We start from the raw sequence: 24845 nt of genomic DNA, 5'->3' as shown, positions 1-24845 counted from the left end.
CGGACGGTCGTTCAGGTTGCAGTACGCCATCGCGTAGAGGCGCTCGTCCTTGACGGCCCTGGCGAACAGGTCGTCGATTCTTTTCCGGGAGCCCGCGGCCACGCGATCGAGCAGGGGCTCCTCCAGTGCGCTGGCAAGCAGCCGGGAGCGGATGTCGAGATCGCGCACGAACCACCGCAGGGTCAGGTTGTCGAGCAAGGGCACCACGACATAGGCGCCGAGGGCGAGCACCAGCGCGAGCGGCGCGACGAACCGGAACGACAGGCGGGTCCACCGCGGCGTCATGTGCTTCCCTCCTACGGATGTCATCCGCATGCCCTTCAGGCCGCCAGCTTGCCGGCCTGCCCCGCGCTCTCCTGCGGTTCCGCGAGGTGGGTGACATGCACCATCCGTCGCGGGTAGGCGAAGGAGACGTTGCGCTCGCGGAGCACGGTGAGCAGCGCCAGGTTGATCTCCTGCTGAATGTCCATGTAGACGTTGTAGTCGGCATCGAGGACGTGGTAGACGACTTCGAACATCAGGCCGCTCTCGCCGTAGCCCTTGAAATGCGCCCTGTCGAAGCGGGTCTGCAGATAGTCGGCCGAGACGATCTCCATCAGGGTTTGCGGCAGCCGCTCGACTTCCTGCTGCGGGGTCTCGTAAGCGATGCCGAACTCGAACACCACCCGCCTTTCCTGCATGCGCCGGTAGTTGCGAATGCGGCACTTCAGCAGCTCGGCATTGGAAAAAACGATCTGCTCGCCGCTGAGGCTGCGCAGGCGCGTGGTCTTGAGCCCGACATGCTCGACCGTGCCCATGTAGTTGTCGACGATGATGAAGTCGCCGATGACGAAAGGCTTGTCGAGTGCGATGGATACGGATGAGAAGACATCGCCGAGTATGTTCTGCACCGCGAGGGCAACGGCGATGCCGCCAATGCCGAGGCTCGCCATCAATGTCGTGATGTTGAATCCCAGGTTGTCGAGCATGACGAGCGCGGCGGTCGACCAGAGCAGGATGCGCCCCGCCAGTCCGGCCAGCAGCAGGTGCGTCGCCGTGGCGGGATCGGCGGTGCGCTGCCGCGCCACCGCGTTGCCAATGGCCACGGAGATGATGCGGCTGCCCCACAGCGCGATCTGCGACACCAGGATGACGACCCACGCGTAGTTGATCCATCGGTCCTGCATCGGCGACAGCTTGATCTGGCTGACGCCTGCAAGCAGAGCGACGCCGGTGAAGAAGGGCAGCCGGGTGCTGCTCACGACCTGTTCGGCATAGCGCAGGATGTGCAGGCGTCCGCTGTCCGCCAGCCTCTGCAGATGGCGCAGCGCAAACGCCTTGAGCAGCAATAGCGTGATGAGGACGGCCAGCGCGGCGCAGGCGGCCAGCGCGATGTCGTAGCTTAGGAATTCTGGATAGTTCAATGCTCTTCCTGGATCAGTCGGCGCTGCGGCGCAGCCGCCTCGGGTCGGACCTGGCAGCGGACTGCCGCCGCATGTCGTCCTTCACTTCGGCGTGCGCCGGTGCGCTGTCGGTTGCAATCAAGGTGCGCGATGCCGGGGAGCCCGGCATCGTCCACTGGCGGTGAAATCCCGCGCGTCGTGTTCGGGCCCATGGCGGGATATCCGCGCGATGCGGTTCGCACCGGCGCCCTCCTTCCCCACGCGTGGCAAAGACCGTTCAAGGTCCCGAAGGGCTCGCACTCTACCGATTTTTTCTTAGAACAAACTTAAGCCGGCACAGCAAGCACCTTCAGGCCACCTGCTGCGGCGCGCGCCCATCCCTGTCACCGGCCAGGCAGCCCGGGCGCCACCACGCGCTTGTCCGCCCTTAAGCTTCACCTAATGTTTCAGGCGTAAGTTCAAGCACCTGCCGGGCCGCATGCGGGACAACGCGGACAGGCAAGCAAGATCATCGATGAAGAACAGGGAGGAATCATGGCATTGACTTTCGACGAAAGCGGTTTGCCGCGTTGCTGCGGCGTCGGCCTCGTCCCCGGCGAGCCATATACCGCGTGTCAGGTGTGCGCGGGACGTTTCGACACCCAGATGCTCGTGGGCGAGATCATGAAGATCCGTAGCGCCGCGCGCGACAGGTCGGACAGAGACGCACGCGCTGCGGCGTAGAACGACGGAAGGAAGGACGCGTCACGATCGCCGCCGCGCGGGATTCGCGTGGCCCAGATCCGCAAGGCCTTAACGAGGCTGTGGCACGGCGCGGGCGGCGGTCCCGGGTGGTGGCGCGTCCCGGTAAAGCCGGTCACGCAGACACGCGTGGCGGGGCGCGCTCCTGGTGCTCTCCACCGTTACCGCATGCACTCGCGATCGCCAGGACGGCAGCGGGATACCTGCAGCCACGCGCATCGAAGGCCCACTCTGCCGCTGCGCAGCCGATCGCAGCGCCGGCATCCACGGCAAGCGAGCAGACGGAAACCCTTGAAAACTCAGGCGTCGCCACGCCGGTCCTGCGGATCCGGCGCGCGTTTCTCGGGCGGTTGTGTCACCGCAGGCCTGTCTCCCTCTCCGGCGGGCCGTCCGAGCCCTGCCCCGCCCGCATCGTCGAGCGGGCGTCCGGATGAGATGGCGGTACTGACGGAAGCAGGCGCACCGCCACCCACGGCGGCGGCCCCGCCCTGCTGCTTGTCCGGCTTGTCCAGCTTGTTCGTTTCGTTGCTCTGCATGTCCGTCTCCTTTTCAAGGCGCAGGACCGGCATCGGTCCCCAGGCCGATGGACAGTGCACGGCCGGAAAAGATGCATACATGCCGTGGCGCGCCCGCCGAACTTTCGGGCTTGCGCATCGCCAATCCCTACCGCAAGACACGACGAAAGGAATCGTCTCGTCCATTGCCGGCCCTGCCGCGAGACGGCTCCGATACGACCAGCGCAAGTGAAGCCGCACGCCGTCGAACCCCGCGCAGCGGGGCATGGACTTCCCTTTCCTTCAACCATCCCTTGCTTGTGCCGCCGCCATGGGTGGCCAACGTCAAAAGGCTTGCACGTACACCGGTCCGTCTTGAGGGCGCCGTACTCGCCTGCATGCGCGGGCAGGCCGACGCCAACTGGCAACGCGCGGTATTGCTGGACGAGTTGCGCCGGCTGGACATGCCCGCGCTGGTCGTACGGGGCCACAGCGCCCTGGTGCTTCCATACTGGCAAGCCGACGCGGCGGCGGCACGCCTGCGCAGGGCCGGGTGGTCCGGATGTCGTCTTGCGGGCATCTGCCGCATGTCGACCGTCCGGGCAGGTTCATCGCTGCACTGGAAACGTTTCTGCGGGCGCAGGAACTGCCCCGCTGAAGCGACGTGGCTGCCGGCAGTGCGGACCGGGTCGCGGCATCCCCCACCGGCATGCCGCAAGAAGCATATGACCGCCGTTACATCGACGCCGCGTGGCGGCAACGCTATACTCCGCCTTGCGCCCGGGCATCGGCCCCGCTTCGTCGGGCCCGACATCCGCGGCGCCTTACTTCAACTCCCTGAGCAGGGCTCCATGGCGAAGCTGCAGACGGTCGCGTTCCCTCTTTTTCAAAGTGCCGGCTGTCGCCGTCGGCGTTGCATCCCTGCCCGCCCGCGGGCAGGCTGCGGCGACGGACCGTGTTGCGCGCAAGCGCCGGCGCCGCAGGCAGCCGGACCGGGGAGATGGCAGCACCGGATGACGATGGCGTCGTTCCGCCGCGTCCGCGCCCGCGGCGTCGCCTGATCCATGGACCGCGTGCAGAGCAGCCGGACCGACGCCGGCAGGCAGGTCGAAAGCGAGCGCATCCTGGCGACGGAAAGCCGTCTCGGCGCAGCCAGCCAGGACACCGATGCCTTGCATGCCGGACCGGGGCGCAGGCTCCTCGACGCAGGCATGCAGCTCCTGCTCTTCCGGCCGGGCGCACAAGCCAGGCTTGTGCCGCTCGCCGTCCAGCGCGTTCAGCTGGAGCTTCTCCTGGAAAAGACCGGGCCGCTCCGCATCCTGTCCCCGCTCCCGTTTGCCACGCCGCTCGCGCTGCTCTTCCACATGCGCTGGCCATCGTGGATGACCATCGTCTGGGTCCTGGCCTTTTACGCGGCGAGCATCGGCTGCTACCTGCGCCGGAGGAAACTGGAGCGTCATCGCCCGGTGCCCGACGGCGAAATCGCCCCGGTGTTCCGGGGACGGGTCGTCGACATCCTCCTGCTCGGCACGATGTGGGGACTGGGACCGTGGATGCTCGATCCGCACGGCGACACGGCCTACCTGGTGCTCACGTCCATCTTCATCATCGGCGCGGTATCGCTCGGCTCGGCGATCGTGTCGACACACCGGCAGATCATCGCCGCCTTCACCATCCCGGCCGCGTCCGGCATGATCACGGCGTGCGCCTGGTTCGGCGGCCCGATCGGCTGGCTGCTGGCATTCTGCCTGACGTTGTACCTGCTGATGACGCTGACATGGACCTACCAGCAGGCGGACCTGCTGGAGGATTCGCTGGTCGTCCGCTTCGAGAAGGAAGCCCTGGCACAGCAGCTCGAGAACGCCAGTCGCGAGAAGACCCGCTTCCTGGCGTCCGCAAGCCATGACCTGCGCCAGCCCCTGCACGCGATCTCGCTGTTCACGGCGACCCTGGAGCGCGCCTCCCTCGTCGGGCCGCACGCCGAAACCGTGACGCAGCTCGCGCGGGCGGTGCAGGTCCTGAACCACTCGCTGGAGACCATGCTCGACGTGTCGCGCCTCGACGGCGGCGCGGTGCAGCCGCGCATCAGCGCCCTGCATGTCCACGCGCTTTTCCTGTCCATGCACAACACCTTCGCCGGCCGCGCGCAGGAGAAGGGGCTGCAGCTGCGCCTGCGCGCGCCGGGCAGCCTGGTCGTGCTCAGCGACGCGCTGCTGCTCGAGCGATTGCTCGGCAACCTGGTCGACAATGCGATCAAGTACACGCGCACCGGGGGCGTGCTGGTGGCCGCCCGGACAGGGGCCGCGGCAGGCCGCCCGGGGCAGGTCCGCTTCGACGTCATCGATACCGGCATCGGCATCCCTGCCGAACAGCATGAGCTGGTGTTCGAGGAGTTCTATCAGCTCGGCAATCCGCAGCGCGACCGCACGGTCGGGCTTGGTATCGGCCTTTCCATTGTCAGGCGGCTGTCGGATCTGCTTGCGCACCCGATTGCGCTGAAGTCGCGCCCCCGTCGCGGCACCTGCTTTCACGTCTGGGTGCCGCAGGGAAGTGCCCCGGGCACGCCACGGGAAGACGCGCGCACCCGGCCCGGCCAGCCGCCGCCGGCTCCGGCCACGCTGCCGCGGCATATCCTCGTGGTCGACGACGAGGCGGACAGCCGGCGCGCAATGGCGACCCTGCTGGCCGCCTATGGCTGCGAGGTCAGCACCGCACGCGACCTCGAGCAGGCGGAAGCGCTGCTGCGACAGGCGTCATTCGAGGCGGTGATCGCGGACTACCGGCTGCCTGGCGAGCGGAGCGGCCTGGATTTCCTGGAGGCGGTACGCCGCGCCGCACCGCACCTGCGCACCCTGCTCGTCACCGGCGAGACCGCGCCGCAGCGCATCGCCTCGATCAAGGCCAGCGGCATCCGTTGCCTGTACAAGCCGGTGCGGGCGCAACATCTGCTGGAAGCCCTCGCTTCGTAGCGTCCGGACGCGGCCCGCGGCGACCCGGGGCGGCCCGCTGCTCAGGCCGTGAATTCGAGGGTCTCGCCGTCGGCCGGCACCAGCAGGCGGCCGTGCAGTCCCGCCGATGCCGCCGCTGCCGCCAGGGCGGTCCGTTGCACCGGGCAGTGGCTCAGCGCCTCCAGGTGATTGGCGAGCGTGATGCCGCTGCAGGCGCGTGCAAACGCGATGACGTCGTGCACGCCCATGATGATCTCGTGTCCGAGATCGAAGCGGGCGCCGCCGGCAGGCACCAGGGCGACGTCGGGCCGATGCTGTTCGACGAAGCGCCGCACGGCGGGCGTGAGGATGGTATCGCCCGAAACATACAGGCTCGGCTCTCCCGGGAACTGCATGAAGTAACCGACGCCGTGCTCCATGAACAATCCGACGGCCCCGGTGCCATGCACGCATGGCACCGTCCTGATCTGCCCGTTGAGAAATGGATGCGGCTCCTGGTGATCGGCCGCCAGCGGCACGACGTTCAGTCCCCGCTGTCGGAGATAGGCGGCGTCGTGCGGCGTGCAGTGCACCGCGATGGCGTGGCTGCGCAGCCAGCGCTTCCCCGCGCGGTCGAGATGGTCGAAGTGCCCTTTCTGGCAATGCGTGATCAGGCAGTCGGTCACGGCGGCGAGCAGGGTGGCCGAGTTCTCCGGCAGTTCCACGATCGGATTGCGTTCCCGGCGGCCGAACATCCTGAGCGGTGGCAGTGCCCGTTTCGGCGCCAGCATCGGGTCGACGAGGATGCGGTGGTCGCCGACGTCGATGATGGCAGTGGCATTGCGAAGCTGGGTGATTTTCATGATGGTTCTCCTCGATGTCCGGCGCATTGTGCGCCGGCGGCGGCGGACATAGAATGGCGGCATACGACATAATCCATCCAATTCCTGCCATGGCTCCAGCGCGCCCTTTTCGCATCGGATTGCTGCTCTACCCGTCGTGCATGCCGTCGGGACTGTTCGCCTTTGCCGACCTGCTGCATGCGGCGAACCGCCGGTCAGGCGCAGCCCTCTTCGAGCCGGTCTTCGTGGCGATGCGGCCGGGACGCGTCGCATGTGCACACGGGCAGTCATTGGAAGCGGCGGCGGCGATCCGGGCCGCCGCGTTGCAGGCGGTATTGATACCGGGCTTCTGGGCCGAATCGCCGCAGCAGGTCATGGCGGCACTGGAAAGAAACCGGCCGCTCGCAGCGGAACTCGCAGGGCTGCCCAGGAACGTGATGACCTGGAGCTATTGCACGGGCGTCGGCCTGGCCGCTGCATCGGGACGGCTGCAGGGGCAGGCGGCGACGATCACCTGGTGGCTGGCCGACCTGATGCGGCAGGCATTCCCCCGCACGGACTGGCAGACGGAACGTACCAGCGTCTGGAATGCCCGTACCGCGACGGCGTCCGGTGTCGGCGGCCATCTTCCGCTGGCACAGTCACTCATCGAGAAGCACCTCAGCGTGGACGCCTACCGCGAGCTGACAGGCCTGATGGTTCTGCCGCGTCCCGAGCGCACCCACCGCGTGTTCCAGGAGATGAGCCTCGTCGCCGAGCCGAACCGTTTGCTCCAGAAACTGCACGCTGTCGTCGAGCGGATACCCGCCGCCGATCTGTCGGTTGCCCGCCTCGCCGGCGAACTGCACACGACCGAACGCACCCTGTCGAGAAAGGTCAGCGCCGCTACCGGTACGCCGGTGGGCCAGTACGTGCGCAGCATCAAGCTCAACCAGGTGAGCGAACGCCTGATCCACACCAGCGCGCCGGCAAGCACGATCAGCATGACGCTGGGATTCAGCAGCGATGCGAGCATGCGGCGCATGTTCAAGGCGCTGACCGCGATGACACCCGGGGAGTACCGGCAAGCGTTCGGTCGCGCCTGATAGCGGCGGGTGTCGGCCGGAATTGCGCCGGAGGATGTGCGGAGATGGATGCGTGGAGGACGCCGGATGCTGCTCACTCGCTACTTCTTGAGTAGCGCGAGCAACAGACGGAAAGGACGCTGACGCTAGGCCGGGTCGTGGCACACCACGCAGATCTTGTTCCCGTCAGGGTCGTTGAAATAGGCCGCGTAGTAGTGCTCGTGGTATTCGGGTCGCAGGCCCGGCGCGCCCTGCGGCGTGCCGCCTCGCGCCAGCGCTGCGTGCCACACCCTGTCGACCGTTGCGCGGTCGGGCGCCAGGAACGCGGTCATCTGACCGTTGCCCGGCACATGCGCTTGCCGGTCGTATGGCGCGCCGATCAGGAACAAGGGCCGCGGTCCCGGCTGCGATTGCCAGCCGGCCCAGGGGCGCGTGCGGTCGCAGAAGCGCAGCGTGCTGCCCAACGCGTCCATCAGCGGCGCGTAGAACGCGAATGCACGTTCAAAATCGCCGACGCCGACAAATACATGTGAAAACATGAGCCTCCCGAAAGTCGCTTCGGGCCGCCCCGATGCGGAATGCAGATACTTTCCCTCGCACGTGCGCAGTCGCGACGCGGCGGCCCGGCCGGCTAGCGCGTCGGCTTGTGGCCCATCGCCTCGCCCATCTTGATCGCAGCAGTGGCGGTCCAGGCGGGATTGAACTCCAGCACGCCGCGCGGGAACAGCATCACGACCGTCGATCCGAGCAGGAAGCGTCCCATCTCCTCGCCCTTCTTGAGGAGGATCTGCTCCTTGTCATAGTGCCATTCGCGGATCTTGCCGATACGGGAGGCATTGACGACGCCATGCCAGACGGTCTGCATGCTGCCGACGATCGTCGCCCCCACCAGCACCAGAACGAAAGGACCGAATGCCGACTCGAACACGCATACCACCCGCTCGTTGCGGGCGAACAGTCCGGGCACGCCGCGCGCGGTCGCCGGGTTGACCGAGAACAGCGCCCCCGGCACGTAGATCATCCGCATCAGCCGGGCATCGCAGGGCATGTGAATGCGATGATAATCGCGCGGGCTCAGGTACAGGGTCGCAAAGCTGCCGTGGTCGAACAGGGCGGCCAGCTTGCCGTCGCCGCCCACCAGCGCGGCGGTGGAGTAGCGATGGCCCTTGGCCTGGAAGATCTGGTCGTGCTCGATGGTGCCGAACTGGCTGATGGCGCCATCGACGGGGCAGACAAAATCGGCGTCCGCCAGCGGTCGCGCGCCCTCGCGCAGCGCCCGGGTGAAGAACTCGTTGAAGCTGCGATAGCTGGCAAGATCGGAAACATGCGCCTCGTCCATGTTGACGCCGTACTTGCGGGCGAACCAGCGGATCAGGTGAGGGGCCATGCCGCCCTGGCTGCTGGCGAGGCGTCCGGCAAACCGGGTAAGGGCGAGTTTGGGCAGCAGATATTGATGCAGGATGGAAAAGCGCACGGCTGGAATGTCTTTCTGATCGATAGATGACAGCGATTATATCTGCACCGATCCGGCTGTCCGCCGCCCGCCGGCGCCGCGCGGCTGGCCGGACCGGGCGCGCGCCGCCACGGGACCGCCCGACTTCCACTAACATGGGGCATCGACAACAGCCGTCGTCAGCAGGAGCAGAAAATTCTCCGCCAGATCGTCACTGCCGCAGTTCGCATGCCCAGGGTCGCCGTCGCCGTTGTGCTGGTGGCGCTGGTGGCCCTGTCCGCCTCCCTCACCTATGCTGGCTTCCTGGTTGTCGGGACGGTCTCCCACTACCTGGGTACCGGCCGTTTTGCCGCGGGCCTTCTCCTTGGCGCGCTGTTCGCCCGGCTGCCGTACTTCAGCCAGGGAAAATTCCGCACCGTCGGGATACTGCCTTCGCCGGCCCGGCGGCCGCTGATGATTGCCCTGCTTGCCTTCTGCCTGCTGCATTTCCTCTACCGGGGCGCGTGGATGCCCACGCTGTTTCTTGGTTTCGCCACCGCCTTCCTGCTTGCCGCCCCGTGGGCGCGGAGGAAGTTCGTCGCGCGGGCGATGGCATTACTGTTCGGATCGGCCGGGCAGCCGGGACAGCCGGCGCGGCGGGACAACCCCGAAGAGACCGTCATCGACGTGGAATTCCGGGAGAAGAAGGATTGACACCGACGCCGGCGCGTCGAGTCGTTCGCGTCTCCGGAATTCGCAGGCCTGCCCGGCGTCCAAGTGCGAGGGCCGGCCATGGCCGCGACGCGCTGCCGCTGCGCCCGTCTTTCCCGGAGACCGACATGCCGACGTTCTCATTCGCCCGTTTCATCCAAATTGCGGCCGGTACCGCGCTGCTGGCCGCGTCGGCAGCCGCCGGCAGCGCTGTCTCCGTGCATTTCGAGAACCCCGCACAGTACACCGACGCCAGCCTGGGCGCGGGCCAGGCCGCCGAACCGCGGGTGCTGGCCATTATCGAGGACCATCTGCAGAACCTTGGGCAGCGCTGCCTTTCCGGCGACGCCGCCCTCGAGGTCCGGGTGCTCGACATTGACCTCGCCGGAAGGCAGCAATGGTCACGACAGAACCTGCGCGTCATGCGCGAAAGCGACTGGCCGCGCATCGATATCGCCTACGCGTTGCGGCGCTCCGGTGCCGATGTCGCCGCCGGGCGCCAACAGGTCAGCGACATGAACTACCTGTGGACGGGTAGCGCGGCAGCACGGTCGGACACCCAGCCCATGCCCTACGAACGCGCCATGCTTACCCGCTGGTTCAATGCGCGGTTCTGCGGCTGATGGTGCGCAGGCGGCGGCACGGCCCCGGATCTAGCGGGGGATGCAGGCCGCGGCACGTGCCGTGTCCCGCAAGGTACCGCCGGCAGGCAGTCCCGCCGCAAGCCTGGCGCGCGAAGCCTGCGCGTTTTCATCCGCTCCTGCCCTGGTCTTCCGCCAGCCGTTTGCGCTCGACGCGGCGCCCTTCCTGCACATCGAAGCACTCAACGGCTGCGCGAGCGCCCGTCTCCTCCGCCCATGTAGCGCGGGTCCGGGGCGACGTAGGCGACAACCGGATGGTCGAGCGTACCCGGCGGCGCGACCCGGTCCAGGTCGACAGACTGCACGCCGGCGGCGACATTGAATGCCCAGCTGAAAGACTTGTCGCCGACCACGAAACGCACCATGTCGCCGCCGGTGACGCGGACCGAGCGGGTGTCGGGATGGATGACGATGGTTTTTTGCGCCGCGGTGACGGGAATGGGCTGGCCAAGCAGGCTGACAGGCACTTCTGCCGGGCGGTACGCACACCCGGTGAGCAGGCCGAAGGCAATGAGGCAGGCGGATAGGGTTTTCATGACGAACGGTTCTTGCCTGAAAAGATGATGATGTTTTTTAGACTCATCGTTCATGGCGCGGGTTCATGGAGCCGGCCTCGACGTCATCGTTGCGTCACGGTCCGCAGGCGAATGGGTGCGGCGCGTGGCGACGGGTGTCGCTCCCGTTCACCGGCATTGCACCGGTCCGCCGGCCGGACCGGCGACGGGCGGCAACCTGACCGCCGGTCATGCGGATCAGGGAGCGATTTCCACGGCAAGCGTCCTCCGCAGGCGCGCCTCGCCGCCGACATACAGGCTCGCGATCCGATGCTGCGCCAGCTGCAGGTCGACCATGATGCGCGACGGCGAAGGCGGCTGCATGTACGCGCCCTGCCCGATCAGGAAGGCATGGCGGCGCAGGCCGAGCCGATCGTACAGGTAGCAGGCCAACGGGCCCGCCGCCATGCCGGTCGCCGGTTCCTCCGGGATGCCGTAGCGCGGCGCGAACATGCGCGCCGACGCTGCGACCTCGCCCCCGCTCTCGGCAAAAACGTAGTACCCGATCAGGTCGAGCGCTTCGCTGACGGCGGCGATCGCGTCCTGGTCGGGCGCGAGCTGCGCCAGCCGCGCCTCGCGGTCGAGATGCACGATCAGGAAGCGGTTGCCGGTGCTGCAGACGACCGGTTGCGTCGCCAGCCAGCCGCTGTCGATGCCGAGGCTGCCGACGATGCGATCGACGCCGGCCGCCGGCGGGAAGGCCAGGGCCTCGGTGTAGGTCGGGGCAAGCTGCTCCATGAACGGACGGCCGCCGCGGATCGCGACGCGGCGGATGCCGTCGATGGTTTCCTTGGTCAGCAGTTCGCCCTCCACGGCGCCGGTCTGCTGGAGGTAGCCGAAGGCGGCGATGGTCGCATGGCCGCAATGGGCGATCTGGCGGGACGGCGTGAAGAACTCGAGCTTCACCGTCGCGATCTCGGAGCGCGACACGAAAGCCGTTTCCGACAGGCCGACACGCGCCGCGATGGCCAGCTTCTGCGCGCTGTTCAGGCGATCCGCCTGCAGCACGACCCCCGCGGGATTGCCGCCCCCGCCGTCGCGGGCGAAGGCATCGACGATATGTACGCGCTGTTCCATGGTTGTCCTTTCGATGCTGGTGGGCGGTGCGTCAGGCGACCGCGGGCTTGACGGCCAGCTCGCCGTCGCCGAGCAGGAAGTGTACGACCGATGCGGCCATCAGGAATACCGGGTACTCCCAGCCGCCGCCGGTTGCCGTAAACACCCAGCCGTTCGCGGCATGGATCCAGGTGGCGCCGGCGAGTACCGGGAGCAGCCCCAGCGACACCCAGCGGCCGTGGAAACCGACGAGGATCAGTACGCCGCCGATGGCCTCGGCGAGCACGATCGGCAGCGCGAGCACGGCGGGCAACCCCTGGGACGCCATCCAGCCGGAGAAACCGGCGAGGCCGAAGGTGAACAGTTTCAGGACGACCGAATGCGAGAGCCACATCGCGCCGAGCGCGACGCGCAGGCCGAGAGCGGCGAGAGAGGAAGACTGGGACGGGAAAGACGATTGCATGGCGATGCTCCTTTGCTTGAGTAGATGTGTGCGGCGGCGGGGCCGTCGCTTCCTGCCGCAACCTCCGTACGCCGGGGGCTGCGGTAAAGACATGGTAGGGATTGCAATTTCGCCGCACAATTAGCAAAATGCGCAGAAGCATCCTGCAAATTTGCAGGACTATCCCCGGACAATCGAGCGGAGCCGTCATGGAGTGGACCGATCTGCAGTACTTCCTTGCCGTGCACGCAAAGCGCTCCGTCGGTGCGGCGGCGGCGACGCTCGGCGTCAACCACACGACGGTGCTGCGGCGCCTGGCGCGGCTGGAGCAGGAGATGGGCGTGGTGCTGTTCGAGCGCCTGCCGGGCGGCTATGCGATCACCGGGGCCGGGGAGGAGCTGGCCGCCCATCTCGCCGGCCTGCCGGAGCAGATCGACGCGGCGTCGCGGCAGGTCATGGGGCTGGACCTGGAGATCCGGGGCGCGATCCGCGTGACGGCGGCCGACACCGTGTTTTCCGCGCTGCTGATGCCGTATCTGCAGGAATTCCAGGAGCGTCATCCCCACGTGCAGCTGCAGCTGATGATGAACAACGCATTCTCCAACCTGGGCAAGCGCGAAGCCGACATCGCGGTGCGCGGTTCGAACCGTCCGCCGGAGAACCTGATCGGCCGTCGGGTCGGCATGATCCGCACCGCGCCCTACGCATCGAGGGCCTACCTCGCGCGGCAGGATGCGGGAACGGCATGGGCACGGCATGTCTGGATCACGCCGGATGAATCGCTCTCCCACCTCGAACAATATCGCTGGGTGGCCGCGAACGTGCCGGCCGATCGCGTCCGCGCCCGCATCGACAGCCTGGTCGGAATGGTCGAATGCGCACGGCGCGGGATGGGCGTGGCGATGCTGCTGTGCCCGCTGGCCGACGTGCACGAGGACCTGGTGCAGCTGGCGCCGCCGCTGCCCCTGCTCGACACGCAGATCTGGATACTGACGCACCCCGATGTCAAACGGGTGGCGCGCATCAGGGCGCTGAATGATTTCCTGTATGAGAGGCTGAGCATCGATCCGCGCCTGGTGCACGACGGCGGCGCGCGGCGATGAAATGAAAGGACGGCCGCAGGCGCTGCCGGCCTGCTGCGCGAGACGGCTTCAGCTGCCCTTGGGACGCGCGCGGGCCACGGCATCGCGCTGCGCGTCCGGCATGGCGGCCAGCGCCTCATCGAACATCGATGCAACTGCGCGGTGCGTGTCCGGCCGTTTGTGCTCTTCCTCGACCTGCCGCTGCACCGCATGCCGTATATCGGCGAAGAGCGCCGCCCCAAAGCCGGGATAGCGCGCCGGCAGCGATGCCAGGAAATCCCGCGCGGCCGCATTGCGCTGCTTCCGGTGTTCTTCGCGGCGCGCCTCGAACACGGCGGCGTCCTCCTTGTCGAGGATGTCGAAATGGCCGGTCTTGTCGCGGTCGATGTCGGCGGCAATCATCTCCGCGCACTTGGCGGCGATGTCGAGGGACAGCCTGGACTTGAATTCGGCCCCCGCGTCCGGATCCGACCGCAGCAAGGCAAGCGCATCCTCGGCCGAGTCCTCCTGCAGCGCCGCGCCCAGCCGCGCCGCGCGTTCCTGCGCATCCGTTTCGAGCCCCGCGGCAAGCACGCCGGTCGCGCACTCGACGCCGTAGGCCTGGAGCGCGGCGGCGGCCGCGCGCTGTTCCCGGGACAGCGACGTCTCCCTGCTATTGCGCAGTCCGCCGATTGCGGATTCGGGCGCGGAGGCATCCGCCACCACTGCCACCAGCGCGGCAACAATCTCGTCGGCAAGCGCCGACTGGTCGACCGACTGCAGCGTCTGTCCGGTATCCGTTCCCATGTTGCCCTTCTCCAAAGTGCAGGCCGTTGCGCCCGATGTCGTATTGATCGGCAAACCATCCTTTGGTTCTGCCGCCGGCACCCGGAGAGCGGCGCCCGTCACCGATGCGTCGCGAAAGCAATGCATGCGGGCGCGTTACTTGGCGCCGCCGCGCGCCGTCTCGTAGCCTGCGTAGGAATGCTTGAGGGTGGCATGGTTGAGCAGCATCTCCGCCTTGAGCCGTTGCCCGGCGGCGTCGAAGATGCGGGTCCGTACCCAGTAGGATTCGGTACGCTTGCTTTCCGACAGGGCCACGATCTCGCGGCGGACCAGGTAGTCCTCGCCAACGAACAGCGGCCCGTCGACCATCCGGATCTCCTGGTCGGCAAAGAGGCCGACCACCGGCTGCTTCACCGGGAATGCCGCCTTCGGGCTGCTGTACTCGGCGAGGACGCTGACCATCTCCAGGGGAATGATTGCCCGGCCCCACGGCGAGGACGCAGCGTCCGCATACCACGGCGAACCTTCTGTGATGCGCGCAAGTTTCTCTGTGAGCGAGAACGGATAGAGCCGGCCCATGTGCTGGTCGGCGTCCATGCGCACCCGCTCTTCCTCCGCGCCGGTCATGCCGACGTGAAGATCGGACAGGATCACCAGCTTCTCCGGCGGGCGCAGCTGCGCCATGCGTTCCTCCAGCAGCGTCGCGCCATGATCCGGGCCGAGGCTGGCGCTGGCCTCCAGTACCGGCGTGCCGTCCGCTTTCTCCGCCCATGCCCTGGCGCGGTTCGCCCCCGGTGAGGGAAGCGCGACGAAAGCCCGTACCGACTCGCCCTCGACCACCATGTTCTGGAAGTGCGCGGAGAAGCAGCCGCGTTCGAACCACGCATTGCCCCACAGGTGGGCCAGCAATGGAACGAACTGGCTGAAGTGCGTCGGCCCTTCGATCGGCCCGGCGCGGAAACCCAGCTTCTCGGCCATGGCGTCGTCGTGGATGGAAGTGTGGCCGCTGTACTCCTGGTCGGCCAGCATCTGGCGCGGCTGCCGCAAGGGCCCGCAAAGGGAAAGAGGGGTATCGAAGGACATGGGCATCGGCTATGCAGGCGGTTGAAGAAGGCTTACTCGAAGGGCGGTTCGTCCCACCAGGGGAAGAACGGCGGCATGTCGGACGAGACCTTGTTGGGAAACGCGGCCGGCCGCTTCTCCAGGAAGGCGGTCACGCCTTCGCGCGCGTCATCGGACTGGCCACGGGCCTGGATCGAGCGGCTGTCGATGCGATGGGCGTGCATCGGATGCGGCGCCGCCGCCATGCGCCACAGCAGCTGGCGGGTCAGCGCGACGGAGACCGGCGCGGTGTTGTCGGCGATTTCCCGCGCCAGGGCCTGCGCCGCGGGCAGCAGCGCATCGGGTGCATGCAGCGAGCGCACCAGCCCGCGGGCAAGCGCCTCCTCGGCACCGAAGACCCGGCCGGTCATGCACCACTCGAGCGCGGTCTGCATCCCGACCAGTCGCGGCAGGAACCATGACGACGCGGCTTCCGGCGTGATGCCCCGCCTGGCAAAGACGAAGCCGAACCGGGCCTCGGTGGACGCCAGGCGCACGTCCATGGGCAGCTGCATGGTCGCGCCGATGCCGACCGCCGGCCCGTTGATGGCGCCGATGACCGGCTTCAGGCTCTGGTAGATGCGCAGTGTGTTGGTGCCGCCGCCGTCACGGTACACGTCGCCGACCTTGAGCGATTCGCGCGAGAGGTCGCCGGGGTTGGCCTGGCGGTCGAAGGTCGCGCCGCCCGACGACAGGTCGGCGCCGGCGCAGAACGCGCGTCCCGCGCCGGTGACGATCACTACGCGCACGTTGTCGTCCGCATCGGTCTCGTCGAACAGCGCAATCAGCTCTTCCCGCATCTTCGCGTTGTAGGCATTGAGCTTCTCGGGCCGGTTCAGCGTGATGGTGGCAATGCCCTGGTCCACGCTGTAGAGGGTAGTTTCAAGAGTCGGCAACGGCATGATGTCTCCAGTTGTTGTGCGGTTGTGTGGCGCCAGCCGCATGCGGCTCGCTGCGTCCGTATCCGAGGCGAGGCTCAGGCGTCCAGCGCCGCGGCCAGCCGGCTGCGGATCAGGCCCTCGGCTTCCGCCATGATGCGATCGACGAGTTCCTGCACCGTCGGCACGTCCCGGATGAGGCCGGCGACCATGCCGCACGACCACGCGCCCGCATCCATCTCGCCATCCTTCATGATGCGCGGGTAGACCCCGGCAACCTCGTTGGCGATGTCCTCGAACCTGAGCGAGGCGCCAAGGCTGCGCTCCTTCTCCAGCAGCCGATCCACCGCCGCGTTGGCCAGCACGCGTTCGGTATTGCGCAGCGGGCGCATGACGAGGCGGGTGTCCAGCTCGCTTGCGGCGACGATCGCCTGCTTGACGTTTTCATGCACCGGGGCCTCCCTGGTGGCGATGAAGCGCGTGCCCATGTTCATGCCCTCGGCGCCCAGCGCCAGCGCGGCCACCAGCGAGCGGCCGTCCGCCATGCCGCCGGAAGCGACGAAGGGAATGCGCAGTTCTTCCGCCGCGCGGGGCAGCAGGATGAAATTGGGCACGTCGTCCTCGCCTGGATGCCCACCGCATTCAAACCCGTCGACGCTCACCGCGTCGCATCCGATCGCTTCCGCCTTCAATGCGTGGCGCACCGACGTGCACTTGTGAATCACCTTGATGCCTGCCTCCTGCAGCGCAGGCAGCCACTTCTGCGGATTGTTGCCCGCCGTCTCGACGACCTTCACCCCGCCCTCGATGATGGCCTTGATATAGCCCGGGTAGTCGGGCGGCGTCACCGCCGGCAGGAAGGTGAGGTTCACGCCGAAGGGCTTGTCGGTCATCTCCCGGCAGCGCCGGATCTCGTCGGCCAGCGCCGCCGGGGTACGTTGCGTGAGGGCAGTGATGATGCCGAGGCCGCCCGCATTGGAAACCGCCGCCGCCAGCTGCGCGTAGCCGACGTAGTGCATGCCGCCCTGAATGATGGGATGCCGGATGCCAAACAACTCGGTGATTCTTGTCTTCATGGATCCTCTGACGAAAGTGGGTGCCGGTGATGCAGGTGCCGCGGCGCGGCGGGTTCGCCTGCTTCTGACGCGAGCCGGGGGCAGAACCGCCTGGACGATCTGCCTCCGGTGTCGCCGCCCAACGGGGCGTCGCCCATGACCGGGTCTGCGGACGCGCGCCATGTTGCAAGGGTTTGCCGCCGGGGCTGCCCGAAGTGCGCGTCAAGCAGCAGTCCGGGCGGTGCAGTCTTCGATGCGCCTCGCACCGAACGCAGTTCTTCTGTGCAAAACGCGGTTTCATTATTGACCTTCCTGCAAGCGAGCGTCAAGCCTGGTTGCCGCCCATGGCCGCCTTCCACCGAATTTCAGTTCCGCAAGGCAAAACCGGACTTCAACCAGGTTTCGGGCGCGACGCTTCCACTGCACCGCGCATTGCCCTCCCTTCGCTTTCCCTTGCACTCGCTCAATCGTGGGCCGGCGGCAGTATCGCGCGCGTCAAATCCACCCTTGTAACCCATCGTTACATTTGGATCTTCCAGTCAATCTTCTTTCAGAGCACCAGCATGCCCACTCGCCAACCCCTACTTCATGGTCTGATCATCGCGTTGGTCGCGAGCCTGTCCGCGTGCGGCGGCGGGGGCGGCGGTGGCAGCGACAAACCAAGCACGATCACGCCCGTCACCCAGACATCGCCGGACCCCGCCCCATCCCAGGGGTCGCAGCAGCCCGACGGGAACGCCAACCCGGACCAGGGCGGTGACGACAAGCCGGATACGGGCGGGAATCCGGGAGGGGATCCCGGCAACGGATCCGATCCGGGGAATGGCTCGGATCCGGGCGGCGGTTCGGGTCCTGGCAACGAACCCCCTCCCGACCCGGTGCCCGACCCAGTATGCAAGTCCACCATCGACAAGTGCCTCGACCTGAGCAAGGTGGGCATCTCCCGCTACAAGTCGGGCAAGAAGGCGGCCGCCTCCTATACCTTCGATGACGGCTACCGGACAAGCGACAGGATCGCCACGATCTTCGAGGAGGCGGGGCTGCGCGCCACCTTCTACATCGTGCCGACGACCGTCGAGGCGACGACCAGCTGGGAGTTCTGGCAGGGGATCATCGCCAAGGGCCATGAGGTCGGCAACCATTCGATGACGCATACCATCGACATGTCGGATCCGACCCTGACCGACCAGGTCCTGGAGACCGAGATCACCGAGGCGCAGAAGCTGCTCGAGCAGAAGCTCGGCACGCGTCCGCTGACCATGGCCTTCCCCTGGCACCACTACACCCCGAAGGCCCTGGAGATTGCCAGCAGGACGCACTTCTCCGTGCGCAAGCTCGATATCGGCGAAAGCAACTACGCCTTTGCGTTCTTCGACCTGGCCCACGCCCCGACGCTGGAGGAGGCGCTGGTTGACGCCAACACGCAGCTGTCGCAGATGGTCGACCAGGGCGGCTGGCTGGTCGCCGGCGGCCACGGCGTCGACGGCGACGGCTGGAGTCCGGTCACCTCGCAATTCCTGAAGGACCATCTTGCCTTCGCCCGCCAGTTCGAATCCAGGCTGTGGATCGACACCTATGCAAATGTCGCGCGCTACCGCACCTGCCGCACGCAGCTCGCGGCCGAGGTCGTGGCGTCGTCCTCCACCAAGGTCATCGTCGCCCTGCAGGGTCAGTACGACGCGGCGCTCTGCACCGAGCCGCTCACCGTGGCCATCCCGGTGAAGGATGCGCTGACGGGCGGATTCAAGGTCAGCGACCGCCACGGCGCCGAGCTGCCGGCAAAGGTCGTCGGCGGAAAGCTGCTCGTCAACGTCCGGCCGGGCGAGGAAGTGACGATCGAGGCGGCGTCGCAGTCTTCCGCCCTGCGCAAGGCAAGCACCCTGTCGAAGCTGCGCTAGGCAATTCCTGCCGGACAGGCAGAGCGCGCGGCCAGCGCACTGGCGTGACCGTGGCCGGGCTTGTGCCCGGTCTTCGGCAGTTCACGATCTGCGTGCGCTCGTGGCCGGCAAGCGATGCGAGGAGCGCCGGCCAATGAGCATCGGTCGGCCGAGGGTCTCTTCAGCGGCGGGCATACAGGAATCCGGGCCCTTGATCTGTGCGGGGCCGGTCATTCGTTCGTTCCAGTGAAGCTGCCGGATCAGCCTGCGCGGCTGCCTTCCCGGTCGTGCAACGCAGGATTTGCGCGCCATGGCAGTGCGATGATTATGGATGCCCTGCAGGAGAAGGCGTCGGTCGCGGCCCTCCCCTTGACCGCTGCGTCAATGGAAAATGCATCGGCTGCAGATGTACGCACGGCCGCACCGACCGGCATGCAAGCACCGTCACGCATCACGGGCCCGGCATTTGCGCCTTGACCCGGGCAAGAAGGTCGGAGGCCCGGGGATGACCAAGCTTCACAGCCGATTCAATCTGCGCTATCGCTTCTCCGTATCGCTGCAGGTACGCGAATATGCTCCCCAGGTTGAATGCAATGCTCGGCTCGTCCGCGCACAGTTGTTGGGCACGCAGATACGCGGCGATGGCGTCGTCAAATCGCTCCAGCTGTGTGAGGGCCACTCCTTTCTGGTACCACGCGGAGAACATTTCGTCATCGAGGTCGGTTGCGCGGTTGAAGCATTCCAGCGCCGCTTCGTGCCTCCCGTCCCATCCCAACGCGATCCCCTTGCAGCGCCAAAGCTCTGCCGAAACCTGCCCCTCGCCCTGCAAGCTGTCGATGGCAAGCAGCGCCGCGCTGAACTGCCTGGTGTGCATCAGACGCTGCACTTCATCCATGCTCGTGCCGGCTGCGTGCTGCGGTATCGTCGCCGGGTCGACCTCCAGCCGAACCCTTTCCAAGGATTTGGTGTTGGGGACCTTTCTCATTTCGTAGAAGCGGACTTCATTCGGAATGCATTCCCGAGCGAGGCCGATGTAAAACGCGCGGCGCTCTTGCGGGCAGCGAAGGCCAAACGTGATTTCGGTTATCGGCGCCGGCCAGTCGTATGCCCCGCCGATCGGCTCGATGTAGCGCCATTCCTGCTCGTACTTCCACTCCGGCCCCTTGGTGCTGACGGCCGCACGCAGGGATGGATCGGAAAATGCGAGCCGGCTAGCGGTGCTGACGGCACCGCTGTTGTCCAGGGATAGTGTCAGCGCTGCTATAGGCTGCTCGCTGAACTCCGGCACGCCGTTGCCATATTCGACCCGGAGGCAGCGCTCGACATCTCCCAGCGCGCTACCGTCGGTTATTTCGAAGCCCAGGCAGATGCCTTTATGATCATCTGCGTAGTGCGCCCACATCAGCGGCTGGTCCGGCACCTGCGAAAGGCTGAAGATACCTACGGCGGACAACTGTTCGCTTGTGGACGCAAACATGCTGTCGGGATCCGAGGGCGGGTTTCCGCACTTCTTCTGCATGAAGTTTCTGAATTTCGCGTACGCGCGATCAAAGTCCTTCAGGTTCTTGAATTCTTGCAGCAAGCGCCTGGTTTCCTTTTTCTGCAAACCGAAGAAGGCCGTGCCTGACTTCGTGCTGTGTAAGGCGGACAGCAGGAAACCGCTGAGCTGCGCTTCTTTCATTTTTCGAACTTGCGCCAGCCGGAACGCGGCATCGACCGCCTGCATTTCGCACTCGAACGGGTCATTCAGCCCGGCGGCCGTGGATAACCAGACTTTCCTGGTCCTGAAGATCTCCGCGGTGTATTCGGTGTCTGCGCGATACTTGTACAAATTCATGTTCGTTCTTCTGTGGCTGACCGACTTCATCGGGAGTCGGGGTAAAAACTGTTCGATCGTCAGGAATGGATGCGCGCAGTGATTCCGGCATGAAGAGCGCGACGGACATCCCGTACGGGCCGGCCCGACAGCGCGCCATGCGGGTAGCGCGGCAATGCCTCCGGCGCTTGCGATGTCGCTGCAGCAGGACGGCGTGGCTTCGCCCAGATGGTATCAGTTGCAGTGGAACGGGCCATACCGAGAACATGGCATCCCGCCTGCACTCATCCCCGCTTAAGCCACAAACGCTATGATGCGTCCGACAACCGTCTATCGCCTCTCCCGGAGAACCTATTGGAAACCATCAACGTCGTCGCCGCAGTGCTTTTTGCCTGCGCCCTGATCCATACCTTCGCGGCAAAGACCTTCGACCGCATCGCCGACCGCAGCGACCGCCATGCCGGCCTGTTCCACCTGCTGGCGGAAATCGAGGTCGTATTCGGGCTCTGGGCATTCATCCTGCTGGTCGCAATGGCCTTCCTGCAGGGCGGCGAGCAGGCGATCGCGTACGCCGAGTCGCGTCACTACACGGAACCGCTGTTCGTCTTCGTCATCATGGTGGTCGCGGCCTCGCGCCCTGTGCTGGCGGCGGTCAAGTCCCTGATCGCGGTGATCGCACGGGCAGCGCCGGCGCGCAATGTGGTTGCGCGTACCTGGCTATGCCTGGCGCTGGTGCCGCTGATCGGCTCCTTCATCACCGAGCCGGCGGCGATGACGCTTGCCGCGCTGATGCTGGCGCCGGTGGTGTTCCGGCAGGGCATACCCGAGTGGATCAAGTATGCCGCGCTCGGCGTGCTGTTCGTGAACGTGTCGATCGGCGGGACGCTCACCTCCTTTGCCGCGCCGCCGGTGCTGATGGTGGCGGCCAAATGGAACTGGGATACGTCGTTCATGGCGGCCACCTTCGGCTGGCGGGCGGCGCTCGCCGTCGTCATCAACGCCACCGCGGTCACCATGCTGCTGCGACCGCACCTCGCCGGCGAGGATCCGGTCGCGGACCGGGAGAACAGCGAGCGCATGCCGGCCTGGGTCAGCGGCGTCCACCTGCTGTTCCTGCTGGGCGTGGTGGTGTTCGCCCACCATCCGGTGATTTTCCTGGGGTTCTTCCTGTTCTTCCTCGGTTTCACCCAGGCCTATCCGCAGTACCAGAGTCCGCTGATCCTGAAGGAAGGGCTGCTGGTCGGCTTCTTCCTGGCGGGCCTGGTCGTGCTCGGCGGGATGCAGCAGTGGTGGCTGCAGCCGATCGTGTCCAGCCTGGAGCCGACCGCGATGTTCTTCGGGGCAGTCGCCCTGACGGCCATCACCGACAATGCGGCGCTGACCTATCTCGGTTCGCTGATCGAAGGCCTGACCGACCAGGCGAAGTACATGCTGGTGGCAGGCGCCGTGGTCGGCGGCGGGCTGACCGTCATCGCCAACGCGCCGAATCCTGCCGGTGTCGCCTTGCTCAGGGGCGGCTTCAACGACGAGTCGGTCGGCCTCGGCGCGTTGCTGCTGGGCGCCCTTCCGCCGACGTTCGTTGCCGGCGTGTTCTTCTTCATCTAGGTAGCGGGCGTGCGGCCCACATCGGCAACCGCAGGCATGCCCGAGGCCAGGAAGGCAAGCAGGACGATCGCCACCAGCGTCGCACCGCAGGCAAGGAACAGCACCGGCAGGCCGACGCTGCGCATTGCCCATCCGGTCACCGAGGAGGAGATCGGCGCGATGCCCATGAAGATGAACATGAAGAGCGCCATGCTCCGGCCGAGCATCGCGGGAGCGACATAGCGCTGCAGCCAGGTGAAGATCACGACCTGCAGGAAACCGCCGAGCGCGCCCACGGCAAGCAGCAGCACGACGCCCTGCCAGGTGGCACTGATCAGGCCGAGCGGCATGAAGAGCAGGCCGACGGCGGCGTCCAGCGCGAGGATGGTGGTGCCCAGGCTGCCGAGGCGAAAACCCGGGCGCAGCGCGGAAAACGCCATGCCGATCAGGGTGCCGGCGCCGAATGCGCCGGCCAGCATGCCAAAGGCGCTCGCGCTGCCGCCAACCTCGCTTGCGAGCACCGGCATGGCGACCTGCACCGGGCCGGTGATGAAGAACGCGACCGCCGCCCAGTAGCAGAAGCACACGCGCAGGCTGTTGTCCCGCCAGCAGTAGCGAAGTCCTTCACCGACCGCGGCCCAGACCGGCGCAGCCTCCCTCGCAGGCGGCGCGACCGCGGCAACCAGGGGCGTTACCCGCGAGAGCGTCCAGGCAGACAGCGCGAAAGTCGCGGCGTCCAGTGCGAAGGCGATGCCTATCCCGGCGAGGCCCGCGCGGTCGGCGGCGCCTGCCGTTGCCAAATCGCCGAATGCGGCGATCAGCACGCCGGCCAGCAGCGGCCCCGCGAACAGCGCCAGCTGCCGCACGCCGGACATCAGCGCGGTCGCCTGGCCGAGCAGTTGCGGCGGCATGACCGTGGGCAGGATCGATGTGGCCGATGGCAGGCTGAATGCGCTCGCCACGCCGATGGCCAGCGCAAGCGCATAGACAATCCGCAGGTCCGGCTTGCCCGCCAGGGTGAGCGCCGCCAGCATGGCGAGCAGCAGGACGCAGGCGTACTTGGACAGCATCAGCACCTGCTTTGGCGAGTAGCGGTCCACCAGCGCGCCGCCGAGCAGGATGAGCAGCGCGCGCGGCACCCCCATGACGGCCAGCACCGTGCCCAGCACCAGCGGGTCGCCGGTCAGCTGCAGCACCAGCCAGGGAAGCGCGATGAGGGTGAACTGGTCGCCAAGCTGCGATACCAGCGAGCCGGCGAACAGCCAGCGGAAGTTTCTGTTGCCGAACAGCCGGGGCGGCGGGTTATCGTTTTTCATGTGAAGTGTTCTTTCCTTGCGTTCTCAGGTGGGCGATGCTGGCGCGGACCAGGCCGACGGCAGCGTCGTCGATGCCGAGTCCGTTCATCAGCGCCGGTTCGCGGGCATTCACCGCCAGCACCTGCTGGTGCAGCCCTTCGTCGATGCCCCAGATGGCGATGAACAGCGCCAGCCAGCGCCGGGCGAGGTCCAGGGCGGCCGGATCCAGCGGATCGGCGCCCTGCTCCTGCAGTTCGCGGGCCTCGGCAAACAGCGCCGGCCACTCCACGTAATGGCGCAGGAACGGCGCGCGCGCCTGCGCGACGGCCGCGCCGCCGATATGGCGTTCATAGAGACTGAAGCGGAATTCCGCCGTCGCGCGCGTGATGTAGTCCAGCAGCGCCGCGTCGATCCCGGTGATGAATGGCACGTCCGGCTCCTGCTGGTGCAGCTGGTGCACCTTGTGCATCAGGCGCGCGTCGCTGCCCATCTGCTGCACCGACAGGGCGATCCAGCGCTCGGCCAGCGACAGGACACGCGCACTGCCCGGCGTTTCGCCGGCATCCATCGCCTCCCGCAGCTGTTCCCTCAATTCGGCAAAGCCGCGGTCGTGCCCGCCGCCGTTGCGTTGCAGCCGGGCCAGCTCCTCCGGCGTGAAGTAGCGGTCATAGAAGTTCATCATCGCCAGCGTCGCCAGCCAGTCCTCCAGCACCGGTTCTTCCTTCGCCCGAATATGGTCGCGCAGGGTCGCGAGCCGGCCGCGCAGGTCGGCGGCCCGCGCGAGTTGCCGGTCGAGCGCGACGATCTGCTGGTCGATCACGGTCTCCAGCTCGGCGCCGCCGCCGTCCAGCAGGGCAGCAACCTCTGCCAGCGGGATGTCGAGCCGTCGCAGGGCCTGGATGCGGTGGAGCCGGGCGACGTCGCCGCGGTCGTACATCCGGTAGCCGGCGCTGGACCGCGCCGACGGGCGCAACAGCCCGATCGCGTCGTAGTGGTGCAAGGTGCGCACCGTCAGCCCGGTGCGCCTGGCGAGCTCGCCGATTTTCAGAAGCATAGGGTTCTCCATTTGGGAGAAGCATAAAGCCTCACACCACGTCAGGGTCAAG

At 66.9% G+C, this 24845-nt stretch carries 24 protein-coding genes; 9 read left to right on the top strand and 15 right to left on the bottom strand.

Annotated features, from left to right (window positions below):
- Positions 1-320: 320 nt before the first annotated feature.
- Positions 321-1403, bottom strand: a complete 1083-nt coding sequence (locus VIM12_RS13900; RefSeq protein ID WP_331942254.1) for a mechanosensitive ion channel family protein — start codon at positions 1401-1403, stop codon at positions 321-323.
- On the opposite strand from VIM12_RS13900, the gene VIM12_RS13895 reads away from it, so the two are divergent.
- A complete protein-coding gene (locus VIM12_RS13895; RefSeq protein WP_331942252.1) occupies positions 1403-1567 on the top strand; it encodes a hypothetical protein in 165 nt (54 codons plus the stop codon). The two genes, VIM12_RS13900 and VIM12_RS13895, sit on opposite strands and share 1 nt — an antisense overlap.
- Positions 1568-1916: 349 nt before the next feature.
- The gene (locus VIM12_RS13890; protein WP_331942251.1) at positions 1917-2105 is read left to right on the top strand and encodes a hypothetical protein; all 189 of its coding nucleotides are present in this window, start codon (positions 1917-1919) and stop codon (positions 2103-2105) included.
- A gap of 317 nt (positions 2106-2422) precedes the next feature.
- Here the strand turns inward: VIM12_RS13890 and VIM12_RS13885 are convergent, their stop codons facing one another.
- On the bottom strand, positions 2423-2659 hold the full coding sequence (locus VIM12_RS13885; protein ID WP_331942250.1) for a hypothetical protein: 237 nt from the start codon (positions 2657-2659) through the stop codon (positions 2423-2425).
- 1022 nt (positions 2660-3681) lie between these two features.
- On the opposite strand from VIM12_RS13885, the gene VIM12_RS13880 reads away from it, so the two are divergent.
- Positions 3682-5586: a hybrid sensor histidine kinase/response regulator gene (locus VIM12_RS13880; protein WP_331942249.1), complete on the top strand. Its 1905-nt coding sequence runs from the start codon at positions 3682-3684 to the stop codon at positions 5584-5586.
- A 41-nt stretch (positions 5587-5627) separates the two neighbouring features.
- Here the strand turns inward: VIM12_RS13880 and VIM12_RS13875 are convergent, their stop codons facing one another.
- The gene (locus VIM12_RS13875; RefSeq protein WP_331942248.1) at positions 5628-6407 is read right to left on the bottom strand and encodes an MBL fold metallo-hydrolase; all 780 of its coding nucleotides are present in this window, start codon (positions 6405-6407) and stop codon (positions 5628-5630) included.
- Between the two features lie 89 nt (positions 6408-6496).
- On the opposite strand from VIM12_RS13875, the gene VIM12_RS13870 reads away from it, so the two are divergent.
- Positions 6497-7471 (top strand): GlxA family transcriptional regulator, encoded by a 975-nt coding sequence (locus VIM12_RS13870; RefSeq protein WP_331942247.1) that lies wholly within the window; start codon positions 6497-6499, stop codon positions 7469-7471.
- 125 nt (positions 7472-7596) lie between these two features.
- Here VIM12_RS13870 and VIM12_RS13865 read toward each other — a convergent pair whose 3' ends face one another.
- Positions 7597-7989, bottom strand: a complete 393-nt coding sequence (locus VIM12_RS13865) for a VOC family protein (RefSeq protein WP_331942246.1) — start codon at positions 7987-7989, stop codon at positions 7597-7599.
- A 92-nt stretch (positions 7990-8081) separates the two neighbouring features.
- The gene (gene asd / locus VIM12_RS13860) at positions 8082-8924 is read right to left on the bottom strand and encodes an archaetidylserine decarboxylase (protein WP_414691790.1); all 843 of its coding nucleotides are present in this window, start codon (positions 8922-8924) and stop codon (positions 8082-8084) included.
- A 207-nt stretch (positions 8925-9131) separates the two neighbouring features.
- Here asd and VIM12_RS13855 point away from each other — a divergent pair, with 207 nt between their 5' ends.
- Both VIM12_RS13855 and VIM12_RS13850 read left to right on the top strand, forming a co-directional pair.
- Complete coding sequence (locus tag VIM12_RS13855; RefSeq protein WP_331942245.1) at positions 9132-9596, top strand: hypothetical protein; 465 nt, start codon at positions 9132-9134, stop codon at positions 9594-9596.
- A 125-nt stretch (positions 9597-9721) separates the two neighbouring features.
- Complete coding sequence (locus VIM12_RS13850; RefSeq protein ID WP_331942244.1) at positions 9722-10216, top strand: DUF3016 domain-containing protein; 495 nt, start codon at positions 9722-9724, stop codon at positions 10214-10216.
- A gap of 200 nt (positions 10217-10416) precedes the next feature.
- On the opposite strand, the gene VIM12_RS13845 is transcribed toward VIM12_RS13850, so the two are convergent.
- The 3 genes from VIM12_RS13845 to VIM12_RS13835 form a co-directional block, all read right to left on the bottom strand.
- A complete protein-coding gene (locus VIM12_RS13845) occupies positions 10417-10770 on the bottom strand; it encodes a CzcE family metal-binding protein (RefSeq protein WP_331942243.1) in 354 nt (117 codons plus the stop codon).
- A 216-nt stretch (positions 10771-10986) separates the two neighbouring features.
- The gene (locus tag VIM12_RS13840) at positions 10987-11865 is read right to left on the bottom strand and encodes a PhzF family phenazine biosynthesis protein (protein WP_331942242.1); all 879 of its coding nucleotides are present in this window, start codon (positions 11863-11865) and stop codon (positions 10987-10989) included.
- A gap of 31 nt (positions 11866-11896) precedes the next feature.
- Positions 11897-12307, bottom strand: coding sequence for a DoxX family protein (locus tag VIM12_RS13835; RefSeq protein ID WP_331942241.1), 411 nt, complete (start codon positions 12305-12307; stop codon positions 11897-11899).
- A gap of 188 nt (positions 12308-12495) precedes the next feature.
- Here VIM12_RS13835 and VIM12_RS13830 point away from each other — a divergent pair, with 188 nt between their 5' ends.
- Positions 12496-13389, top strand: coding sequence for a LysR family transcriptional regulator (locus VIM12_RS13830; protein WP_331942240.1), 894 nt, complete (start codon positions 12496-12498; stop codon positions 13387-13389).
- A 48-nt stretch (positions 13390-13437) separates the two neighbouring features.
- Here the strand turns inward: VIM12_RS13830 and VIM12_RS13825 are convergent, their stop codons facing one another.
- The 4 genes from VIM12_RS13825 to VIM12_RS13810 all read right to left on the bottom strand — a co-directional run bounded on the left by VIM12_RS13825 (position 13438) and on the right by VIM12_RS13810 (position 17188).
- Entirely contained in the window at positions 13438-14154 is a 717-nt protein-coding gene (locus tag VIM12_RS13825; protein ID WP_331942239.1) for a hypothetical protein, read from the bottom strand.
- Between the two features lie 135 nt (positions 14155-14289).
- Positions 14290-15216: a hypothetical protein gene (locus VIM12_RS13820; RefSeq protein ID WP_331942238.1), complete on the bottom strand. Its 927-nt coding sequence runs from the start codon at positions 15214-15216 to the stop codon at positions 14290-14292.
- A 32-nt stretch (positions 15217-15248) separates the two neighbouring features.
- Positions 15249-16136 carry a crotonase/enoyl-CoA hydratase family protein gene (locus VIM12_RS13815; RefSeq protein ID WP_331942237.1) on the bottom strand — a complete coding sequence of 296 codons (888 nt, stop codon included), beginning with the start codon at positions 16134-16136 and terminating at the stop codon, positions 15249-15251.
- A gap of 74 nt (positions 16137-16210) precedes the next feature.
- Positions 16211-17188: a nitronate monooxygenase family protein gene (locus VIM12_RS13810; protein ID WP_331942236.1), complete on the bottom strand. Its 978-nt coding sequence runs from the start codon at positions 17186-17188 to the stop codon at positions 16211-16213.
- A gap of 542 nt (positions 17189-17730) precedes the next feature.
- Between VIM12_RS13810 and VIM12_RS13805 the strand changes: the two genes are divergently transcribed.
- Positions 17731-19065: a polysaccharide deacetylase family protein gene (locus tag VIM12_RS13805; protein WP_331942235.1), complete on the top strand. Its 1335-nt coding sequence runs from the start codon at positions 17731-17733 to the stop codon at positions 19063-19065.
- A 430-nt stretch (positions 19066-19495) separates the two neighbouring features.
- On the opposite strand, the gene VIM12_RS13800 is transcribed toward VIM12_RS13805, so the two are convergent.
- The gene (locus tag VIM12_RS13800) at positions 19496-20881 is read right to left on the bottom strand and encodes a tetratricopeptide repeat protein (protein ID WP_331942234.1); all 1386 of its coding nucleotides are present in this window, start codon (positions 20879-20881) and stop codon (positions 19496-19498) included.
- 333 nt (positions 20882-21214) lie between these two features.
- Here VIM12_RS13800 and VIM12_RS13795 point away from each other — a divergent pair, with 333 nt between their 5' ends.
- Entirely contained in the window at positions 21215-22465 is a 1251-nt protein-coding gene (locus VIM12_RS13795; RefSeq protein ID WP_331942233.1) for a putative Na+/H+ antiporter, read from the top strand.
- On the opposite strand, the gene VIM12_RS13790 is transcribed toward VIM12_RS13795, so the two are convergent.
- Both VIM12_RS13790 and VIM12_RS13785 read right to left on the bottom strand, forming a co-directional pair.
- Complete coding sequence (locus VIM12_RS13790; protein ID WP_331942232.1) at positions 22462-23760, bottom strand: MFS transporter; 1299 nt, start codon at positions 23758-23760, stop codon at positions 22462-22464. The two genes, VIM12_RS13795 and VIM12_RS13790, sit on opposite strands and share 4 nt — an antisense overlap.
- A complete protein-coding gene (locus tag VIM12_RS13785; RefSeq protein WP_331942231.1) occupies positions 23747-24793 on the bottom strand; it encodes a MerR family transcriptional regulator in 1047 nt (348 codons plus the stop codon). The genes VIM12_RS13790 and VIM12_RS13785 overlap by 14 nt, the downstream gene beginning before the upstream one ends.
- Positions 24794-24845 lie beyond the last annotated feature (52 nt).

This window comes from Noviherbaspirillum sp. (assembly GCF_036563305.1).
Taxonomy (GTDB): domain Bacteria; phylum Pseudomonadota; class Gammaproteobacteria; order Burkholderiales; family Burkholderiaceae_D; genus Noviherbaspirillum.
Note: the sequence above shows the minus strand (reverse complement) of the source record. Positions and strands in the feature narration are given on the sequence as shown.

Excerpts from the sequence above, each read along its gene's own strand:
- VIM12_RS13890 (WP_331942251.1), top strand. The coding sequence starts at position 1,917 with ATGGCATTGACTTTCGACGAAAGCGGTTTGCCGCGTTGCTGCGGCGTC.
- VIM12_RS13850 (WP_331942244.1), top strand. The coding sequence starts at position 9,722 with ATGCCGACGTTCTCATTCGCCCGTTTCATCCAAATTGCGGCCGGTACC.
- VIM12_RS13825 (WP_331942239.1), bottom strand. The coding sequence starts at position 14,154 with ATGGGAACGGATACCGGACAGACGCTGCAGTCGGTCGACCAGTCGGCG.
- VIM12_RS13895 (WP_331942252.1), top strand. The coding sequence starts at position 1,403 with ATGCTCTTCCTGGATCAGTCGGCGCTGCGGCGCAGCCGCCTCGGGTCG.
- VIM12_RS13790 (WP_331942232.1), bottom strand. The coding sequence starts at position 23,760 with ATGAAAAACGATAACCCGCCGCCCCGGCTGTTCGGCAACAGAAACTTC.
- VIM12_RS13820 (WP_331942238.1), bottom strand. The coding sequence starts at position 15,216 with ATGTCCTTCGATACCCCTCTTTCCCTTTGCGGGCCCTTGCGGCAGCCG.
- VIM12_RS13845 (WP_331942243.1), bottom strand. The coding sequence starts at position 10,770 with ATGAAAACCCTATCCGCCTGCCTCATTGCCTTCGGCCTGCTCACCGGG.
- VIM12_RS13880 (WP_331942249.1), top strand. The coding sequence starts at position 3,682 with ATGGACCGCGTGCAGAGCAGCCGGACCGACGCCGGCAGGCAGGTCGAA.
- VIM12_RS13815 (WP_331942237.1), bottom strand. The coding sequence starts at position 16,136 with ATGCCGTTGCCGACTCTTGAAACTACCCTCTACAGCGTGGACCAGGGC.
- VIM12_RS13840 (WP_331942242.1), bottom strand. The coding sequence starts at position 11,865 with ATGGAACAGCGCGTACATATCGTCGATGCCTTCGCCCGCGACGGCGGG.
- VIM12_RS13870 (WP_331942247.1), top strand. The coding sequence starts at position 6,497 with ATGGCTCCAGCGCGCCCTTTTCGCATCGGATTGCTGCTCTACCCGTCG.
- VIM12_RS13885 (WP_331942250.1), bottom strand. The coding sequence starts at position 2,659 with ATGCAGAGCAACGAAACGAACAAGCTGGACAAGCCGGACAAGCAGCAG.
- VIM12_RS13810 (WP_331942236.1), bottom strand. The coding sequence starts at position 17,188 with ATGAAGACAAGAATCACCGAGTTGTTTGGCATCCGGCATCCCATCATT.
- VIM12_RS13875 (WP_331942248.1), bottom strand. The coding sequence starts at position 6,407 with ATGAAAATCACCCAGCTTCGCAATGCCACTGCCATCATCGACGTCGGC.
- VIM12_RS13805 (WP_331942235.1), top strand. The coding sequence starts at position 17,731 with ATGCCCACTCGCCAACCCCTACTTCATGGTCTGATCATCGCGTTGGTC.
- VIM12_RS13865 (WP_331942246.1), bottom strand. The coding sequence starts at position 7,989 with ATGTTTTCACATGTATTTGTCGGCGTCGGCGATTTTGAACGTGCATTC.
- VIM12_RS13835 (WP_331942241.1), bottom strand. The coding sequence starts at position 12,307 with ATGCAATCGTCTTTCCCGTCCCAGTCTTCCTCTCTCGCCGCTCTCGGC.
- VIM12_RS13800 (WP_331942234.1), bottom strand. The coding sequence starts at position 20,881 with ATGAATTTGTACAAGTATCGCGCAGACACCGAATACACCGCGGAGATC.
- VIM12_RS13855 (WP_331942245.1), top strand. The coding sequence starts at position 9,132 with ATGCCCAGGGTCGCCGTCGCCGTTGTGCTGGTGGCGCTGGTGGCCCTG.
- VIM12_RS13830 (WP_331942240.1), top strand. The coding sequence starts at position 12,496 with ATGGAGTGGACCGATCTGCAGTACTTCCTTGCCGTGCACGCAAAGCGC.
- VIM12_RS13785 (WP_331942231.1), bottom strand. The coding sequence starts at position 24,793 with ATGCTTCTGAAAATCGGCGAGCTCGCCAGGCGCACCGGGCTGACGGTG.